The organism is Skermanella aerolata KACC 11604 (assembly GCF_000936425.1).
Lineage (GTDB): Bacteria > Pseudomonadota > Alphaproteobacteria > Azospirillales > Azospirillaceae > Skermanella > Skermanella aerolata.
On sequence record NZ_AVFK01000009.1, the window covers coordinates 128,324 to 147,229 of the forward strand.

Genomic DNA, 18,906 nt, shown 5'->3' on the forward strand with positions numbered 1-18,906 from the left:
GACGGCATGACCCTTCATCAGGATGACTCCACCTATAAGAGCGGACATATCCCGGTACTGCTGGCGGAAGTCGTCGCGGCGCTGGCCCCCCGCGACGGCGGCGTCTATGTGGACGGCACCTTCGGACGCGGCGGCTACGCCCGCGCCATCCTGTCGGCGGCCGACTGCACCGTCCTGGGAATAGACCGCGATCCTTCGGCCATCGCGGCGGGTGCCGAGATGGCGCGCGAGTTCGACGGCCGGCTCACGATGATCGAGGGTGCGTTCGGCTCGATGGATGCCCTGCTGGGCGAGGCCGGCATCGGTCAGGTCGACGGCGTCACGCTGGACCTCGGCGTGTCGTCGCCGCAGATCGATGATCCGGCGCGCGGCTTTTCGTTCCGCGCCGACGGCCCGCTCGACATGCGCATGGGAAATCATGGGACGACCGCCGCCGACGCGGTCAACACCATGGACGAGGGCGACCTCGCCAACGTGATCTTCCGGCTGGGCGAGGAGCGGCTGTCCCGCCGCGTCGCCCGCGCCATCGTGCAGGCCCGGACCGAAGCGCCGATCGAACGGACCTCGCAGCTCGCCGAGATCGTCCGCCGCGTGGTGCCGAAGAGCAAGGACGGCATCGATCCCGCGACCAGGACCTTCCAGGCGCTGCGCCTGCATGTGAACGACGAGCTGGGCGAACTGGACCGCGGCCTCGCTGCCGCCGAACGCCTGCTTCGCCCCGAAGGCCGTCTGGCGGTGGTGTCCTTCCACTCGCTGGAAGACCGTCAGGTCAAGGAATTCCTGCGGCAGCGCTCGGGCAACGCCCCGGCGCCGTCGCGTCACGCACCGGTCGGCACGGATGCTCCCAAGGCTCCGACCTTCCGTCTGATTTCCCGTAAGCCAGTGACGCCCGGACAGGCCGAACTGACCCACAACCCCCGCGCCCGGTCTGCCCGGCTGCGCGCGGCCGAACGCACGAAGGCGCCGGCCTTCGAGGAGGCAGCATGATCAGCAAGTCCACTGTGATCTGGCTCGGCCTGGCGGGCCTGGCGAGCGGCGCACTGTTCCACACCAGCTATCAGGTGCAGGGCCTGGGCGAGGACCTCGCCAGCCTCAACCGCGCCATCGTCCAGGAGCAGGAAGCGATCCAGATCCTGAAGGCCGAGTGGAGCTACATGAACGATCCGAACCGGATCGAGGAGATGGCGCGCCGCCATCTGGTCCTCGGCCCGACCACGTCGGAGCAGATGATCAGATCGGCGGCGATCATCCCGCAGCGCCTCGATCCGATCGATCCGAACAACCCGCACGGCCCGGCCCTCGTCGCCGGCACGACGGTCCCGATGCCGGCCCGCAAGCCCGGCGGCCTCGGCGGCGTGCCCGTGCCGCCGGCCGCCGGTTCCGTCGTCCTCGCCAGTTACAAGGTAGCCCGATGACCGCCATGCATGAGCAACCCGGCTGGACGGCCACCGAGCGGGAGGCTGCCCCCACCCAGACCGCCGCCCGCCCGCGAGCCGGCAGCAGGGCGGCCCATGCGCTGGAAACAGCCAAGAGCAGGCTGATGGTCACCATGGCCATCTTCAGCCTCGCCTTCGGCGCCGTCGGCATCAAGCTGGTGGACGCCACGGTCATGAGCCAGGGAGGAGACACCGGTCTCGCCCAGGCGGCCTCCGCCCACGCCATTCCCGCCAGCCGGGCCGACATCGTGGACCGCAACGGCGTGCTGCTGGCAAGCTCGCTGGCGACGGCGTCGCTGCATGCCGATCCCAAGCTGATCATCAACCCGGTCGAAGCCACGCAGAAGCTGGTCTCGGTCCTGCAAGGGCTCGACTACAACGACACGCTCTCCAAGCTGAAGAGCGACAAGCGCTTCGTCTGGATCCGCAGGAATCTCAACCCGCGCGAGCATTACGAAGTCAACCGGCTGGGCATTCCCGGCGTCTACTTCCAGCGCGAGGAGCGCCGGGTCTATCCGAACGCCAACCTGACGGCCCATGTGGTCGGGTTCACCGGTGTCGACAACAGCGGCCTGATGGGGATCGAGCAGTCGTTCGACAAGCAGCTTCGCGCGTCTAGCGAACCGATCCAGCTCTCCCTCGACGTCCGCCTCCAGCATATCGTCAAGCGCGAGATCCAGGCCGCCGTCGACGAGTTCCAGGCGCTCGGCGGCGCCGGCATGATCATGGACGTCAAGACGGGCGAAGTGCTGGCGATGGTCTCGCTGCCTGATTTCGATCCGCATGCGCCGACCAGCGACGAAAACGCCCGTTTCAACCGCAACACGCTCGGCGTGTACGAGATGGGCTCGACGTTCAAGATCTTCAATTCGGCGCTGGCGTTGGAATCCGGCAAGATCCACATGGGCGACAGCTTCGACGCGACCAAGTCGATCCGCGTCGGGCGCTTCTCGATCAGCGACTACCACGGCAAGAACCGCTGGCTGACCGTGCCCGAGGTCTTCATGTATTCGTCCAACATCGGCTCGGTCCGGATGGCGATGGAAGTCGGCACCCCCGCCCAGCGGGCGCTGATGGACAAGCTCGGCCTGTTGAAGCGCTCGCCGGTCGAGATCCCGGAAGTCGGCGCACCGATGGTGCCGAATCCCTGGCGCGACGCCAGCACGATGACAATTGCGTTCGGTCACGGCCTGTCGGTCAGCCCCGTCCAGATGGCGTCGGCCGCCGGAGCGGCCATGAACGGCGGTATCCTGCATCCGGCCACTCTGCTCAAGCGGGCACCGGACGCCGAAATTCCCGGGGTGCGCGTAATTTCGCCACAAACTTCGGACCAGATCCGTCGGCTGATGCGTCTGGTGGTAACACAGGGCACGGCGACCGGGGCAGCCGCACCGGGCTACGTGGTCGGCGGCAAGACCGGTACGGCGGAAAAGACGAGCGGTCATGGCTATGCGAAGAAAGCTCTCCTGTCGTCCTTCGTCGGCGGCTTCCCGATCAACGACCCGCGCTATCTGGTGCTGGCCATGATCGATGAGCCCAAGGGCAACAAGCGCACCTTCGGCTATGCCACCGGCGGCTGGGTCGCGGCGCCGCTGGCCGGCAGGATCATCAGGCAGGTCGGGCCGCTGATGGGGATCAACCCGATCGACGAGAACCTGCCGGAGATCCGGAACGCCACCGAAATCCATTTGAACCCCAGGGGAAGCACCCTTGCGTCTTACTGACCTCGTCTCCTCCAACCCGTCATCTGCCGCGCCGATCCAGGCCCGCGATCCCCTGATCGCGGGCCTGACGAGCGATTCACGCGCGGTCGAGCCCGGCTGGTTGTTCGCGGCGCTGCCGGGCATCAAGGCGGATGGAAGGGCCTTCATCGCCGAAGCCGTCAGGCGCGGCGCCGTCGCGGTGCTGGCACCCGTCGGCACGGCTGCTAACGGCGGCGTCCCCGATGGCATCGCCGTAATCGAGGACGATAACCCCCGGCGGCGGCTGGCGCGGATCGCCGCCCGTTTCTTCGGCAGGCAGCCGGAGACGGTGGCCGCCGTCACGGGCACCAACGGCAAGACGTCGACGGTGCAGTTCGCACGGCAGCTCTGGGCGCTTCTGGGCCGCAAGGCGGGCAGCCTCGGCACGCTCGGCATCACGGCGCCGGGGATGGACCGTTACGGCTCGCTGACCACACCCGACACCGTGTCCCTGCACCGGGCGCTGGCCGAACTGGCGGATGCCGGAGTCGATCATCTGGCGATGGAGGCGTCCAGCCACGGGCTCGATCAGTACCGTCTGGACGGCGTAAAAGTGGTAGCGGCGGGTTTCACAAATTTGTCACGCGACCACCTGGATTACCACGGCAGTATGCAGGCATACCTCGCGGCCAAAGCGATGCTGTTCGACCGTGTGCTGCCCCAGGGCGGCGCTGCGGTCCTCAACGCTGACACGCCCGAATTCACCCATCTGTCAGAGCTGTGCGCCCGGCGAGGTCATCGCCTGATCGGCTATGGCGCGCAGGCGAAGGAAATTGTCTTGGCTGATCTGCTGCCCCTGCCCCACGGCCAGCGCCTGAAGCTGGAAGTGTTCGGGCGGGTCCACGACATCGACCTGCCGCTGGCGGGCCGCTTCCAATGCATGAATGCGCTCTGCGCGCTGGGACTGGTGATCGGCTCCGGCGAGGATGCCGGCGAGGCGACGGCGGCGCTAGAAAAGCTCGGCGGCGTCCATGGCCGGCTCGAACTGGTCGCCAACCATCCCTCCGGCGCTCCCGTTTACGTCGATTACGCCCACACCCCCGACGCGCTGGAAACGGTCTTGCGGGCGCTCCGCCCCCATGCGGACCGGAAGCTGGTGGTGGTGTTCGGCTGCGGCGGCGACCGCGACCGCGGCAAGCGCCCGGTGATGGGCGAGCTGGCGGCCCGCCTTGCCGACCGCGCCATCGTCACCGACGACAACCCGCGCACCGAAGTCGCTTCGGCGATCCGGCGGGAAGTCCTGGCGGGTTGCCCGGATGCGGAGGAGATCGGCGACCGTGCCGAGGCGATCCGCGCCGCCGTCCGCGACTTGTGCGAGGGCGACGTGCTGGTGATCGCCGGCAAGGGGCACGAGCAGGGTCAGATCATCGGGACGGAAGTCCGGCCGTTCGACGATGCGGAGACCGCCCGCGCCGCCGTGCGGGAGGTCCTGGCCTGATGACCGAAGCCACCTCTTCTTCCGCGCCGGTGCTCTGGACTGCCCGCGATGCCGCGGCTGCTGTCAACGGCACGCTCCAGGGGGCGGACTGGAACGCGACGGGCGTCTCGATCGACAGCCGTACGGTCAAGCCGGGCGACCTCTTCATCGCCCTGGCCGGTCCGAACTTCGACGGCCACGCCTATGCGGCGAAGGCCTTAACAGCCGGCGCCTCGGCGGTGCTGGTGTCGCACCGGCCGGACGACCTCCCGGCGGATGCTTCCGTACTGCTGGTCGAGGATACCTTCGCCGCCCTCCAGGATCTCGGCTCGGTGGCGCGTCTCCGCGCCAAAGCCAGGATCGTCGCCGTCACGGGGTCGGTCGGCAAGACCAGCACCAAGGAAGCGCTGGCGGTCTGCCTCGGCGCACTGGCGCCGACCTTCGCCACGGCGGGCAGCCTCAACAACCATTGGGGCGTCCCGCTCAGCCTCGCCCGGATGCCCGCGGACAGCGTCTATGCCGTGTTCGAGCTCGGCATGAACCATGCCGGGGAGATCGGTCCGCTGTCGCGTCAGGTCCAGCCCGACGTCGCGGTCATCACCACGATCGAGGCGGTCCACCTCGAGTTCTTCAGCTCGGTCGAAGCCATCGCCGACGCCAAGGCCGAGATCTTCGAAGGCATGTCGCCCAACGGGACCGTGGTGCTCAACCGCGACAACCCGCACTATGCAAGGCTGGTCGCCGCAGCACGGACCAAGGGCCTGTCGCGCATCCTCGGCTTCGGCACGGCGGAAGACGCCGCCGCTCGCCTGACCGAGTGCTCGGCCCATGCGACTTGCAGCGCCGTCACCGCCGTCATCAAGGGCGAGCCGATCCAGTACGGCGTCAGCCTGCCCGGCCGTCACCACGTCATGAACAGCCTGGGCGTCCTGCTGGCGGTCCAGGCGCTCGGCGGCGATGTCGCGACTGCGGCGCAGGCGCTGGCAAAGGTCAAGCCGATCAAGGGCCGGGGCGTGCGGAAGCGGGTCAGGCTCGGCGGCGACTGGCTGACCATCATCGACGAGAGCTACAACGCCAGCCCGGTTTCGATGGAAGCGAGCTTTCAGGTGCTGAAGGCCAGTGAGCCGTCCGCCGGCGGCCGCCGCGTCGCGGTGCTAGGCGACATGCTGGAGATGGGCGAGAAGTCGCCGCTGCTGCATGCGGCCCTGGCGGAACCGCTCCGGGCCAACGGCGTCGACCTCGTCTTCTGCTGCGGTCCCAACATGAAGCGGCTGTTCGACAAGCTGCCCACGGCCATGCAAGGCGCCTGGGCGGAGAACAGTGCCGCACTCGCGCCCAAGATCGCGCAGGCTTTGCGCGGTGGCGACTGCGTCATGGTCAAGGGATCGCTCGGCAGCAGGATGGCACTGATCGTCGACGCGCTGTCTGCTCTCGGCGATGCCGATGCTCCGGTCGAAAATTCGGCTTTGAACGACACTAACGGCAAGACGGCTCGCGCCGTCCAGCAGGGTTGAGGCGATTATCAGATGCTCTATCACCTGCTGTTCCCTTTGGCAGATGATTTTATCATCTTCAATTTATTCCGGTACATCACGTTCCGGACCGGCGGGGCTATCCTGACCGCGTCGGTCATCAGCTTCGTGTTCTTCCCGACCCTGATCCGCTGGCTGAAGTCCAAGCAGGGCGAGGGGCAGCCGATCCGCAGCGACGGACCGGAAACCCATCAGAAGAAGAAGGGCACGCCCACCATGGGCGGCCTGATGATCCTGATCGCGGTCGTCATAAGCACCTTGCTATGGGCGGACCTGACCAACATCTACGTCTGGGTCGTGGTGCTCGTCACCATCGGCTTCGGCGCGATCGGCTTCGGCGACGACTTCCTCAAGCTGACCAAGCGCAACACCAAGGGCCTGCCCGGCAAGGGCAAGCTGGCCGGGCAGATCGGCATCGGCGCCGCGGCGGCCCTGGTCATCATGGCCTTCGCCCGCGATCCCGGCACGACCGGCCTTGCGGTCCCCTTCATGAAGGACCTACTGATCGATCTCGGCTGGTTCTTCGTGCCGATGGCTGTCTTCGTCATGGTCGGCGCCAGCAACGCGGTCAACCTGACCGACGGGCTGGACGGCCTCGCCATCGTGCCCGTCATGATCGCGGCAAGCTGCTTCGGCCTGATAGCATATCTGGTCGGCAACACCGTCTTCGCCAGCTACCTCCAGATCCATCACGTCCCCGGCACCGGCGAGCTGGCCGTCTTCTGCGGCGCCATGGTCGGCGCCGGCCTCGGCTTCCTGTGGTTCAACGCTCCCCCCGCAATGGTCTTCATGGGCGACACCGGTTCGCTGTCGATCGGCGGGGCGCTCGGCGCCATCAGCGTCATCACCAAGCACGAGCTGGTGCTGGCGATCATCGGCGGGTTGTTCGTGCTGGAAACGGTTTCGGTCATCGTCCAGGTCACCTCGTACAAGCTGACCGGCAAGCGGGTTTTCCGCATGGCCCCGTTGCACCATCACTTCGAAAAGAAGGGCTGGGCCGAACCGACCGTCGTCATCCGCTTCTGGATCATCGCCGTCGTGCTGGCGCTGGTCGGCCTGTCCACCCTGAAGCTGCGGTGACGCCATGATCGATCTGCGCCACCTCAAGGGAAAACGCTACGCCGTCATGGGGCTCGCCAAGTCGGGTCTCGCCACGGCCAAGGCGCTGACTTCAGCCGGGGTCGAGATCCTGGCCTGGGACGACGGCGAGGCCGGCCGTGCCGCCGCGATCGCCGCCGGCATCCCGCTGACCGACCTGAACACGGCTGATCTGTCCGGCATCGAAGCCCTTCTGCTGTCGCCCGGCATCCCGCACACATATCCCACGCCCAACGCAGTCGCGACGAGGGCGAAGGCCGCAGGCATCCCGATCGTCGGCGATATCGAGCTGCTGTACGGCGCGCAGCCCCGGGCCGCCTATATCGGCATCACCGGCACCAACGGCAAATCGACCACGACGGCGCTGATCGGCCACATCCTCAGCCTGACCGGCCGCCCGGTTCAGGTCGGCGGCAACCTCGGCACGCCCGTCCTAACATTCGAGCCGCTGGGCGAAGGCGGCGTCTACGTGCTGGAGATGTCCTCCTACCAGCTCGAACTGGTCCCCTCGGTCGCCTTCAACGTCGCCGTGCTGCTGAACGTCACCCCCGACCATCTGGCCCGGCACGGTGGGATGGACGGCTATATCGCCGCCAAGCGCCATATCTTCCAGCACCCGAAGCGCTCACACACCGCCATCATCGGCGTCGATGACGAGCACTGCCGCAAGGTCTACGACGAGCTTGAAGCGGCGCTGGAAAGCGCCGTCGTGCCCGTCTCCGCCGAGCACGAGACCAAGGGCATCTACGTCCTGGACGGCAAGCTGTACGACGGCGGCACCGAGCCGATCATCGACCTGAACACGATCCCGTCCCTGCCCGGCCGCCACAACTGGCAGAACGCGGCGGCGGCCTTCGCCGCGACCCATGCCGCCGGCGTGCCGGTGGAGACGATCCTCGAAGGTCTACGGACGTTCCCCGGCCTGGCGCACCGCCAGCAGCTCGTCGCCGACCGCGACGGCATCCGGTACGTCAACGACAGCAAGGCGACCAACGCCGACGCCGCATCCAAGGCCCTGGTCTGCTACGACCCGATCTACTGGATCATCGGCGGACAGGCGAAGGAAGGCGGTCTCGACGGACTGGAACCCTTCATGCCGCGCATCCGCCACGCCTTCGTGATCGGTCAGGCATCGGAACAGTTCGCCACATGGCTTGATGCCCACGGCGTGCCCTATACTCTCTGCGGCGATCTGAAGACGGCCGTACCCGCCGCCACCGACCTCGCGCGGGCAGAAGGGCTGCGCGGCGCCACGGTGCTGCTGTCACCCGCCTGCGCCTCATGGGATCAGTTCAAGAGCTTCGAACACCGCGGCGAGGTTTTCGCAGCGCTGGTCCACGCCTCCATCGACCGGTCCGCTCCCGCGGAAAAGGAAGTCGCGCCATGACCGCTTTCGCCCGGACCGACCATTCCATATTCGGCAAGTGGTGGTGGACGGTCGACCGCTGGACGCTGGCCGTGCTGGCGGTCCTGATGGGTCTCGGTATCGTGCTGGTCCAGGCGGCGAGCCCGGCCGTTGCCGAGCGGATCGGGCTGGACAACTTCCACTTCGTCCAGCGCCACATCCTGACACTGGTGCCGGCCTGCCTGCTGATGGTCGGCGTGTCGCTGCTCAGCCCGCGCGGCGTCCGGCGCACCGCTATCGTCGCCTTCATAATCTTCACGATCCTGCTGGCGCTGACCATGGTCATCGGGTTCGAGATCAAGGGCGCGCGGCGCTGGATCCATGTGCCGGGCCTGTCGATCCAGCCGTCGGAGTTCGTCAAGCCGGCCTTCGCCGTGGTTGCCGCCTGGCTGTTCGCTCATGGCCGCACCAGCGACCGGTTCCCCGGCGCCGTCGTCTCGATCATGCTCTACCTGATGGTCGTCGGCCTGCTGATGATGCAGCCGGACTTCGGCATGACCTTCGTCGTCTCGGTCGTATGGTTCGGCCAGTTCTTCCTGGCGGGCCTGCCGATCGTCCTGGTGGCGATCCTGGGAGCGCTCGGCATCGTCGGCCTGATAGGGGCCTACATGTTCTTCCCGCACGTGGCGAGCCGCGTGAACCGCTTCCTCGACCCGGCGGCGGGCGACAACTATCAGGTCACCCGCTCGCTGGAGGCCTTCCAGAACGGCGGCGCGTTTGGCACCGGTCCCGGCCAGGGCAGCATCAAGATGATGCTCCCCGACGCCCATGCCGACTTCATCTTCGCGGTGGCGGGAGAGGAACTGGGGCTGTTCTGGTGCCTCGTCCTGGTAGCATTGTTCGCCTTCATCGTCATCCGCGGCTTCATGCGGGTAATGCGCGACGACAACCTCTTCGTCGTGCTGGCCGTCACCGGCCTGCTGACGCAGTTCGGCCTCCAGGCCTGGATCAACATGGCGTCCAGCCTGCACCTGATGCCGACCAAGGGCATGACCCTGCCTTTCATCAGCTACGGCGGTTCGTCGCTGCTGGCGCTGGGCTTCGGCATGGGCATGGTGCTGGCCCTGACGCGCAAGCGCTTCGGCGGGGGAGACGGCAAATGAACCGAGACACTACCCGCGATACCCAATCCTCACCCGTAGTCCTGGCGGCCGGCGGTACCGGCGGGCACATGTTCCCGGCGGAAGCGCTGGCCCGTGAGCTTCTGGCGCGCGGCCAGCGCGTCGTGCTGGTGACCGATCGGCGCGGCAAGGCCTTCGGCGACGCCCTGCCGGAAGTGGAAGTCCACCGTATCCGCGCCTCCAGCTTCGGCAGCGGCATCATGGGCAAGATCCGGGGCATGTTCGAGCTGACGCTCGGCGCCTTCCAGGCCCGCCGGCTGATGTCCCGCCTTAAGCCCGCCGCCGTCGTCGGCTTCGGCGGCTACCCCTCCGTTCCCACGGTGCTGCTGGCGCAGCGCGCCCGCGTGCCGACGATCCTGCACGAACAGAACGCCGTCCTGGGCCGAGCCAACCGGCTGGCCGCTCCCGGCGCCGTCCGGATCGCGACCTCCTTCGCGGCCGTCTCGGCGGTCAAGCCGGCGGATGCCGGCAAGCTGGTCTTCACCGGCAATCCGGTCCGCCCCAACGTCGCATCCGTCCGCGACCTGCCCTATCCGCCCTTGGACGACGGCGGCGAGGTTCGCCTGCTGGTGGTCGGCGGCAGCCAGGGCGCCCGCATCTTCAGCGAGATCGTGCCCGAAGCGCTGGCTCTCCTGCCCGACGCGCTCAAGCGCCGGATCAGGATCGCCCAGCAATGCCGCCCCGAGGATCTGGAGGCGGCCAAAACAGCCTTCGCCAGGGCCGGCGTCGAGGCCGAGCTATCGACATTCTTCCGCGATGTGCCGGAGCGTCTGGCCGCCTGCCATCTCGCGATCTGCCGCTCCGGCGCCTCCACCGTCGCCGAACTGGCCGCCGTCGGCCGGCCCGCACTGCTGGTTCCCTATCCCTATGCGATGGACGATCACCAGACCGCCAACGCCCAGGCCGTGGCCGATGCCGGCGGCGCGTGGCTGATGCCGCAGACCGCCTTCACGCCGCAGGCGCTGGCCGACCGCCTGACGGCGCTGCTCGACCTGCCGGCGACGCTGACCAAGGCGGCGGAAGCCGCCCGTGCCCGCGGCGCCACCGACGCCGCGTCGCGTCTGGCCGACGTCGTCCTCGCCACCGGAAAAAGCGCATCCTTGACCCATAGCGCCCCCCACAGCGACCGGCCGAGGGCCGGCGCCGATCATTACTCAACCGAGGCCGCCGAATAAAATGAGAGCCCTGCCCCTGTCCATCGGGACGATCCACTTCGTCGGTATCGGCGGGATCGGCATGAGCGGCATCGCCGAGGTCCTGCGGAACCTCGGCTACTCCGTGCGCGGCTCGGACATCGCCGACAGCGCCAACGTCAAGCGCCTGCGCGCACTCGGCATTCCGGTCGAGATCGGCCATCGCGGCGAAAACCTCGCCGACGCCTCCGTCGTCGTGATCTCCTCCGCCGTGAAGAAGGACAACCCGGAAGTCGTCGCCGCCCGCCTGGCGCTGATCCCGGTCGTCCGCCGCGCCGAGATGCTGGGCGAGCTGATGCGCCTGAAGTGGTCGATCGCGATCGGCGGCACCCACGGCAAGACCACGACCACCAGCATGGTCGGCACCCTGCTGGAAGGCGCCGGGCTGGATCCGACCGTCATCAACGGCGGCATCATCAACGCCTACGGCACCAACACCCGGCTCGGCTCCGGCGACTGGATGGTGGTCGAGGCGGACGAGAGCGATGGCACCTTCACGAAGCTGCCGGCGCTGATCACCGTCGTCACCAACATCGACCCTGAGCACCTGGACCACTACGGCACCTTCGACGGCGTCAAGGCGGCGTTCGAGAGCTTCGTCCAGAACATACCGTTCTACGGCTTCGCCGCACTCTGCATCGACCATCCCGAAGTGCAGGCGATGATCCCGCGCGTCGCCGACCGCCGCATCGTGACCTACGGCTTCAGCCCGCAAGCCGATGTCCGCGCCGTCGATGTCGTCACCGGCACTGACGGCGCCCACTTCAACGTGGCGCTCAGCGACCGCGTCGCCGGCGAGCCGCGCATGATCGAGAACATCCACCTGCCGATGTTCGGCCTGCACAACGTCCAGAACAGTCTGGCCGCCATCGCCGTCGGCAACGAGATGGGCATAGAGGGCGAGAAGATCCGCGCCAGCTTCGCCCGTTTCTCCGGCGTCAAGCGCCGCTTCACCAAGACGGGCGAGAGCAACGGCGTGACCGTGATCGACGACTACGGCCACCACCCGGTCGAGATCACGGCCGTCCTCAAGGCGGCCCGCACCGCCGGCACCGGCCGTACCATCGCCGTCGTCCAGCCGCACCGCTATTCCCGCCTGCACAGCCTGTTCGAGGACTTCTGCGCCTGCTTCAACGACGCCGACGTCGTCATCGTCGCCGATGTTTACGCCGCCGGCGAGCAGCCGATCGAGGGCGCCGACCGCGACGGTCTGGTGGAAGGCCTGCGGATACGCGGCCACCGTCAGGTGCTGGCTCTCCCCAGCGCCGATGCGCTGCCGTCGATGGTCCACGATCTGGCCCAGCCCGGCGATTTCGTCGTCTGCCTGGGTGCCGGCAACATCACCGCCTGGGCCAACGCCCTGCCGGGCGAACTCGACCGCCTGAACGGCCTGAACGGGAACAATTTGGACGGGAAGAACCTGGACGCGATGAAGACGGCCGGCGGAGGGCGGGCATGACGGCGGCGCCCCGCATGCATCCCGAACCGCACCTGATCGACCGCCTTCCGGCGGTGCGCGGCCGGCTGACCGCCGACGCCCCGCTCGCCAACGTCACGTGGTTCCGCGTCGGCGGTCCGGCCGAAGCGATGTTCAAGCCGGCCGATGCGGCCGACCTCGGCGATTTTCTCGCCGGATGCCCGACCGACGTGCCCGTCACGGTGATCGGCGTCGCCTCCAACCTCCTGGTGCGCGACGGCGGCGTACCCGGCGTCGTGATCCGCCTGGGCCGCGCCTTCGTCGATGTGTCCGTCAACGGGTGCGAGATCACGGCGGGCGCCGCGGCGCTCGACCTCAACGTCGCCAACGCCGCGCGCGACGCCGGCATCGCCGGGCTGGAGTTCCTGTCCGGCATTCCCGGCACCATCGGCGGCGCGCTCCGGATGAACGGCGGCGCCTATGGCCGCGAGTTGTCCGACGTGGTCGTCTCCGCCACCGCGCTCGACCGCTCCGGCCTCTCGCACGCGCTGAGCCGCGATGACCTCGGCCTCAGCTACCGTCACAGCAACGTGCCGGAAGACTGGATCTTCACCTCGGCCGTGCTGCGCGGGCATCCCGGCGACCACGCGGACATTGGCCGCCGCATGCACGAGATCGCGACGTCCAGGGCGGAAAGCCAGCCCGTCAAAGCGCGGACCGGCGGTTCGACCTTCGCCAATCCTCCCGGTGAAAAGGCATGGGCACTGATCGACCGCGCCGGCTGCCGGGGCCTGACCATCGGCGGCGCGCAGGTGTCGGAGAAGCACTGCAACTTCCTGCTGAACCTCGGCACCGCCACCGCCGACGACCTGGAATCGCTCGGCGAGGAAGTCCGCCGCCGGGTCTACGAAACCTCGGGCATCGAACTCCGCTGGGAAATCCGCCGCATCGGCGTCCCGGCATCCTCAAGCACCCTCTCACCCCTCCGCTCACAGGGAAACCGGCCATGAGCCAGCACGTCGCCGTCCTTCACGGAGGCTGGTCCGCCGAACGCGAAGTCTCGCTGGTCAGCGGCGCCGCCGTGGCGTCCGCCTTGAAGGAACGCGGCTTCCGCGTCACCCTGATCGATGTCGGCCGCGACTTGCCCGCACTGCTGGCGGCACTCACACCCCGTCCGGACGTGGTGTTCAACGCGCTGCACGGACGCTTCGGAGAGGACGGCACGATCCAGGGCGTGCTCGACATCCTAGGTCTCCGTTACACCCATTCCGGCATGCTGGCCTCGGCCATCGCCATGGACAAGTCGGCCACCAAGCGGTTGCTGAACGGCGTAGGCATCCGGTCCCCCAACGGCATGGTCGCGACCCGCGAACAGGTGCTTTCCGGTGACATCATGCCGGCGCCCTATGTCCTTAAGCCGAACAACGAAGGATCTAGCGTTGGAATCCAGATAGTACGAGAAGGCGATAACAGACATCCTTCCTATGCCGAAAGTTGGAATCACGGTGAAACTGTTCTGATTGAACAGTATATTCCCGGCCACGACCTGACCGTTGCAGTCATGGGCGACCGCGCGCTGACAGTGACGGAGATCAAGCCGCACTCCGGCTTCTATGACTACTCCGCAAAATACACCGATGGCCGTGCCACTCATCTGGTACCTGCCCCTGCACCCAAGGAAGTCTTGGAAGAGGCGATGAGGGTTGCCGTTCTGGCCCATAATACTTTGGGATGCACCGGCGTTAGCCGCAGCGACTTCCGCTGGGACGATACGATTTCGGGTATTTCCGGAGTTTATTTCCTAGAAATTAACACACAGCCGGGTATGACCCCCTTGTCGCTCGTCCCTGAACAAGCGGCATACCTGGGTATCTCTTTCGGTGAACTGGTCGTCTGGATGGTGGAGAACGCCGTATGTCACGCGTGAACAAGCCAGCACTCTGCGCCCCACGGGATCTGCGCACCCGCACCGCCGAGCGTGCGCGGAGCGCCACCCAGAAAGCGACCCAAAAAGCCAACCGCCGCCGGTCCTGGCCGCGCTGGACGGGCACTGCCCTGAAGTTCGGCATGGTGGCCCTGCCCGTCGTCATGCTCGGCGGCGCCGGCACCTGGGCATACCAGACCGGCTGGTTCGGCCAGATGGGCAACCGCATCACGGCGGCGCTGATCGACCTGACCGTCGATGCCGGTCTCGAAGTCCAGGAAGTCCTGGTCGAAGGCCGCAACGAGACTGACCGCAACGCCGTGATGGCCGCGATCCAGGTCAAGCGCGGCGACCCGATCATGCAGTTCGATCCGGAAGCCGCCCGCGCCGGCCTGGAACGGCTGCGCTGGGTCGCCAACGCCACGGTCGAGCGACGCCTGCCCAACACCGTCTTCGTCAAGCTGGACGAGCGCCGCCCGATGGCGCTGTGGCAGCGCGACGGCAAGCTGGCGCTGATCGACCGCGACGGCGAGGTCCTGACCGAGCGCGAACTCGGCCGCTATAACAACCTGCTTCAGATCATCGGCGCCGATGCTCCCAAGCATGCGCAGGAATTGCTGGGCCATCTCAGCACGGTGCCCGCGCTGTTCCAGCGGGTCAACGCCGCCACCCGGATCGGCGGGCGCCGGTGGGATCTCCATCTGGCCAACGGCGTCATCATCCGTCTGCCGGAAAGCGATATCGGCGGAGCGCTCCATCATCTGGCCGATCAGGAAGCGAAGCAGCCGGTCCTCGACCGCGATATCGTCGCGGTAGACCTGCGCCTGCCCGATCGCCTGGTAATACAGACTTCGACCGCTGCGGCACAACGCCGCCGTGCTCCAGAGCAAAAGATATGATGTCTCCGATGTATTAATCTAAAGAGGTAATCCACACCAAATGCAGTATCGAAATCGTTGTTTGAAATACTGCATCTTGGGATGTTAATGTGAATACACGAATAGGCGACAGCCTGAGGGGATGACGGGCGTAGCAATGGCCTTCAACGCTGGCAAGAGAGTTAAGAGACAGGTTCGCGGCGGGGTAATCGCTGCACTGGACGTCGGCACAACCAAGGTCTGCTGCTTCATCGCACGGGTCGAGGACGGCGGCGTGCTGCGCATTACCGGCATCGGACATCAGGTCTCGCGGGGTCTCCGGGCCGGCACGATCGTCGATATGGACGCGGCGGAGCAGGCTATCGGCACCACCGTCCACACTGCCGAGCAGATGGCCGGGGAGACGATCCGCGAAGTGCTGGTCAACATTTCCGGCGGCCAGCCGACTTCGCAGACCTCCAACGTGGAAGTGCCGATCGGCGGCCATGAGGTCAACAACGCCGACGTCCGTCGGGCGCTGGCCCAAGCCCGCCAGTTCCAGGGTGGGGCCGACCAGGAGCTGATCCACTCGATCGCGGTCGGTTATGCGATCGACGGCAACCGGGGCATCCGTGACCCGCGCGGCATGTTCGGCGACAAGCTGGGCGTTCAGCTCCATACCGTCACCGCCGGCTCCAGCGCCGTCCGCAACCTGACCACCTGCATCGCGCGCTGCCACCTCGACATCGACAGCTTCGTCGTCTCGCCCTATGCGGCGGCGCTGGCCGCCTTGGTGGAGGACGAGATGGAGCTTGGCTGCACCCTGATCGATATGGGCGGCGGCACCACGACCATCTCCGTCTTCTTCGACGGCAAGTGCGTCTACACCGACTGCGTTCCCGTCGGCGGCGCCCATGTGACCAACGACATCGCGCGCGGCCTGACGACCCCCGTGGCCCATGCCGAGCGGATGAAGACGCTGTACGGCAGCGCCATCGCCAATGCCGCCGACGAGCGCGAGATCATCGACGTGCCCCAGGTCGGGGAGGACGAGCCGTCCCAGGCCAACCACGTCCAGAAATCCCTGCTGGTCGGCATCATCCAGCCCCGGCTGGAGGAAATCTTCGAACTGGTCCGTGCCCGGCTGGAAGTCAGCGGCATGGGCAAGGTCGCCGGCCGGCGCGTCGTCCTGACGGGCGGCGCCAGCCAGTTGCCGGGCATGCGCGACTTGGCGCAGCTCATACTCGATAAGCAGGTCCGGCTGGGCAAGCCCATGCGGATCAACGGGCTGGCCGATGCGACCGGCGGCCCCGCTTTCTCGACCGCGGCGGGCCTGCTGGCCTTCGCCGTGCAGAGTCAGGCGGAACTTCCCGGCTTCAGCGCCGAGGACGAACCGCCGAAACATCTTTGGGGGCGTGTGGGCTTCTGGCTCAAGGAGAACCTATGAGCCGGGGACAGGAACAGGCAACCGAACGGAACAGCGCGCCGCGCGGATCTCGGGACAGAGACATCCCGATCCGGACGGCGACTGGAATGCAAGCGTAAATCAGACCGGCGGCGACCGGTGGTGTCAACAGGAACAGTAATCCACTCAAGTGGATTCGGGCGAACTCAAGGGAACTGGAGGCTGTCATGATCAATCTCAGCATGCCGGAAATCGAAGTGGATCTGCGGCCGCACATCACGGTGTTCGGTGTCGGTGGCGCGGGCGGCAACGCCGTCAACAACATGATCAAGTCCAACCTGGAAGGCGTCGAGTTCGTCGTCGCCAATACGGACGCCCAGGCGCTGAAAGGCGCGCTGGCCGAAAAGCGCCTTCAGCTCGGCACGACGATCACGCGCGGTCTGGGCGCCGGGTCGCGTCCCGATGTCGGCCGCGCCGCCGCCGAGGAACAGCTCGCCGAGATCATGGGCTACCTTGAAGGCGCCAACATGGTCTTCATCACCGCCGGCATGGGCGGTGGCACGGGCACCGGCGCCGCTCCGGTGATCGCGCGCGCGGCCCGCGAGCAGGGCATCCTGACCGTCGGCGTCGTGACCAAGCCGTTCCACTTCGAAGGCGCGCACCGCATGCGTCTGGCGGAGAGCGGCATCAACGAGCTTCAGCAGTTCGTCGATACCCTGATCATCATCCCGAACCAGAACCTGTTCCGGATCGCCAACGAGAAGACCACCTTCGCCGACGCCTTCAAGATGGCGGACGACGTACTGCATTCCGGCGTTCGCGGCGTCACCGACCTGATGGTCATGCCGGGCCTGATCAATCTCGACTTCGCCGACATCCGGTCCGTCATGACCGAGATGGGCAAGGCGATGATGGGCACCGGCGAAGCCTCCGGCGAGCGCCGCGCGATCGATGCCGCCGAGGCCGCGATCAGCAACCCGCTGCTCGACGACGTGTCGATGAAGGGTGCCCGCGGCGTCCTGATCAACATCACCGGCGGCATGGACATGACCCTGTTCGAGGTCGACGAAGCCGCCAACCGCATCCGCGACGAAGTCGATCCCGACGCCAACATCATCTTCGGCTCGACCTTCGACCAGGACCTCGACGGCCGCATGCGCGTGTCGGTGGTCGCCACCGGCATCGAAGCCGAAAAGATCGCCCAGCCGCGTCCGGCCTCCGCATCCGCTCCCCTGAGCGTGGTCGGCGGCGGCGGCCGCAAGGCGATGTCGCCCGCTCCAGCACCGGCCGGCCTGTCGGCGCAGTCGCGTCAGCCGACCGACTACCACCACACCCTGATCGCCTCGCCCCCGCACCCGGGTGCGGCGCAGGGCCATGCCCCCTCCGCCTATACCACCCACGGTCACATCCCGCAGAACCAGGCTGTCCAGGGTCATGTGGGCCAGGGTCATGTGGGCCAGGGTCATGTGGGCCAGGGTCATCAGGGCCATCCGGTGCAGGGCCACACCACGGTCGGCAACACCGTCCGCACCTTCGTCGAGCAACCGCAGCACCATGCCGAACAGGCTCCGGTCGCCTATGCGCCGCCGCAGCAGGAGCCGGCCGCACCGCCGGCACCGGTCGCCGAGTCGCAGCCGATGCAGCATCCCGCCGAGTTCGCGGCTCCGCCGCGCGGCCGTGAACAGGACCGGGTCACCGGTCCGCTGCGCGGCCAGAACCAGGACGGCAGCTTCATCGCTCCGCGCCCGGCCGACGCCGGTCCGCGCCAGCAGGGGCCGTCGCTCAACGCCGAGCGCTTCATCGCCCCGACGGCGGCCCTGCCCGATCCGGCGCCGAAGAAGCGCGGCAGCTCGCTGTTCGAGCGGGTCACCGGCATCGGCCGCCGCATCATGGAAGGCGGCGAGCCGGAACAGCAGCAGCCCCGGCAGGCTCCGCAGCCCCAGCCGCAGGGGCAGCAAGCCGCCCCGGTCAGGCAGGCTCCCGCCGGCGCACCGCAGCAGCGCCAGTCCGAGCCGATGGACCGGCCGACGAAAATGAGCCATGCGGAAGAGGAAATGCTGGACATTCCGGCTTTCCTGCGCCGTCAGGCCAACTGACGGGGAGCTGACCCAGGGACCCGCCGCGAGGCGTTGATCGAGTTCAGCCCGACAGTCACCTTGAAACCCCCGGCCCTGTGGCCGGGGGTTTTTTCTTGTTCGAATGCTTATCCATGTATGTTTTTGATGTGATGGCCATCACACGATGACTATCCCGCACCTGCGTAACAATCCGTAACAAAGAGTGATTTGTACTATGGACTGGGTCTTGATAGGTATTAGTCGTGGGTTCCGCCCGAACCTCTAGGCAGTTTCTGAAGTAT

General features: G+C 67.1%; 15 protein-coding genes. All 15 read left to right on the top strand.

What is annotated here, in order from left to right:
* Nucleotides 1-6 precede the first annotated feature (6 nt).
* The 15 genes from rsmH to ftsZ all read left to right on the top strand — a co-directional run bounded on the left by rsmH (nucleotide 7) and on the right by ftsZ (nucleotide 18,643).
* Nucleotides 7-987, top strand: a complete 981-nt coding sequence (rsmH, locus tag N826_RS13755) for a 16S rRNA (cytosine(1402)-N(4))-methyltransferase RsmH (protein WP_044429608.1) — start codon at nucleotides 7-9, stop codon at nucleotides 985-987.
* Nucleotides 984-1,415: a cell division protein FtsL gene (gene ftsL, locus N826_RS39980; RefSeq protein ID WP_052831212.1), complete on the top strand. Its 432-nt coding sequence runs from the start codon at nucleotides 984-986 to the stop codon at nucleotides 1,413-1,415. Before rsmH ends, ftsL begins: the two co-directional genes overlap by 4 nt.
* On the top strand, nucleotides 1,412-3,160 hold the full coding sequence (locus tag N826_RS13765) for a peptidoglycan D,D-transpeptidase FtsI family protein (protein WP_244619600.1): 1,749 nt from the start codon (nucleotides 1,412-1,414) through the stop codon (nucleotides 3,158-3,160). The genes ftsL and N826_RS13765 overlap by 4 nt, the downstream gene beginning before the upstream one ends.
* Nucleotides 3,147-4,616 carry a UDP-N-acetylmuramoyl-L-alanyl-D-glutamate--2,6-diaminopimelate ligase gene (locus N826_RS13770; RefSeq protein WP_044429612.1) on the top strand — a complete coding sequence of 490 codons (1,470 nt, stop codon included), beginning with the start codon at nucleotides 3,147-3,149 and terminating at the stop codon, nucleotides 4,614-4,616. The genes N826_RS13765 and N826_RS13770 overlap by 14 nt, the downstream gene beginning before the upstream one ends.
* Nucleotides 4,616-6,109, top strand: coding sequence for a UDP-N-acetylmuramoylalanyl-D-glutamyl-2,6-diaminopimelate--D-alanyl-D-alanine ligase (locus N826_RS13775; RefSeq protein ID WP_044429614.1), 1,494 nt, complete (start codon nucleotides 4,616-4,618; stop codon nucleotides 6,107-6,109). The genes N826_RS13770 and N826_RS13775 overlap by 1 nt, the downstream gene beginning before the upstream one ends.
* 12 nt (nucleotides 6,110-6,121) lie before the next feature.
* The gene (gene mraY / locus N826_RS13780) at nucleotides 6,122-7,207 is read left to right on the top strand and encodes a phospho-N-acetylmuramoyl-pentapeptide-transferase (protein ID WP_044429616.1); all 1,086 of its coding nucleotides are present in this window, start codon (nucleotides 6,122-6,124) and stop codon (nucleotides 7,205-7,207) included.
* A gap of 4 nt (nucleotides 7,208-7,211) precedes the next feature.
* Nucleotides 7,212-8,612 carry a UDP-N-acetylmuramoyl-L-alanine--D-glutamate ligase gene (murD, locus tag N826_RS13785; RefSeq protein ID WP_044429617.1) on the top strand — a complete coding sequence of 467 codons (1,401 nt, stop codon included), beginning with the start codon at nucleotides 7,212-7,214 and terminating at the stop codon, nucleotides 8,610-8,612.
* Nucleotides 8,609-9,733 (top strand): putative lipid II flippase FtsW, encoded by a 1,125-nt coding sequence (gene ftsW / locus N826_RS13790; RefSeq protein WP_044429619.1) that lies wholly within the window; start codon nucleotides 8,609-8,611, stop codon nucleotides 9,731-9,733. Before murD ends, ftsW begins: the two co-directional genes overlap by 4 nt.
* Nucleotides 9,730-10,926, top strand: a complete 1,197-nt coding sequence (murG, locus tag N826_RS13795) for an undecaprenyldiphospho-muramoylpentapeptide beta-N-acetylglucosaminyltransferase (RefSeq protein WP_044429621.1) — start codon at nucleotides 9,730-9,732, stop codon at nucleotides 10,924-10,926. The genes ftsW and murG overlap by 4 nt, the downstream gene beginning before the upstream one ends.
* A 1-nt stretch (nucleotide 10,927) precedes the next feature.
* A complete protein-coding gene (murC, locus tag N826_RS13800; RefSeq protein ID WP_044429624.1) occupies nucleotides 10,928-12,403 on the top strand; it encodes a UDP-N-acetylmuramate--L-alanine ligase in 1,476 nt (491 codons plus the stop codon).
* Nucleotides 12,400-13,371, top strand: coding sequence for a UDP-N-acetylmuramate dehydrogenase (gene murB / locus N826_RS13805; RefSeq protein WP_044429628.1), 972 nt, complete (start codon nucleotides 12,400-12,402; stop codon nucleotides 13,369-13,371). The genes murC and murB overlap by 4 nt, the downstream gene beginning before the upstream one ends.
* Nucleotides 13,368-14,288 (top strand): D-alanine--D-alanine ligase, encoded by a 921-nt coding sequence (locus tag N826_RS13810; RefSeq protein WP_044429631.1) that lies wholly within the window; start codon nucleotides 13,368-13,370, stop codon nucleotides 14,286-14,288. Before murB ends, N826_RS13810 begins: the two co-directional genes overlap by 4 nt.
* On the top strand, nucleotides 14,276-15,184 hold the full coding sequence (locus tag N826_RS13815) for a cell division protein FtsQ/DivIB (RefSeq protein WP_052831214.1): 909 nt from the start codon (nucleotides 14,276-14,278) through the stop codon (nucleotides 15,182-15,184). Before N826_RS13810 ends, N826_RS13815 begins: the two co-directional genes overlap by 13 nt.
* Nucleotides 15,185-15,320: 136 nt before the next feature.
* Nucleotides 15,321-16,589 carry a cell division protein FtsA gene (ftsA, locus tag N826_RS13820; RefSeq protein ID WP_044429634.1) on the top strand — a complete coding sequence of 423 codons (1,269 nt, stop codon included), beginning with the start codon at nucleotides 15,321-15,323 and terminating at the stop codon, nucleotides 16,587-16,589.
* Nucleotides 16,590-16,774: 185 nt separating this feature from the next.
* Nucleotides 16,775-18,643 (top strand): cell division protein FtsZ, encoded by a 1,869-nt coding sequence (gene ftsZ, locus N826_RS13825; RefSeq protein WP_044429636.1) that lies wholly within the window; start codon nucleotides 16,775-16,777, stop codon nucleotides 18,641-18,643.
* Nucleotides 18,644-18,906 lie beyond the last annotated feature (263 nt).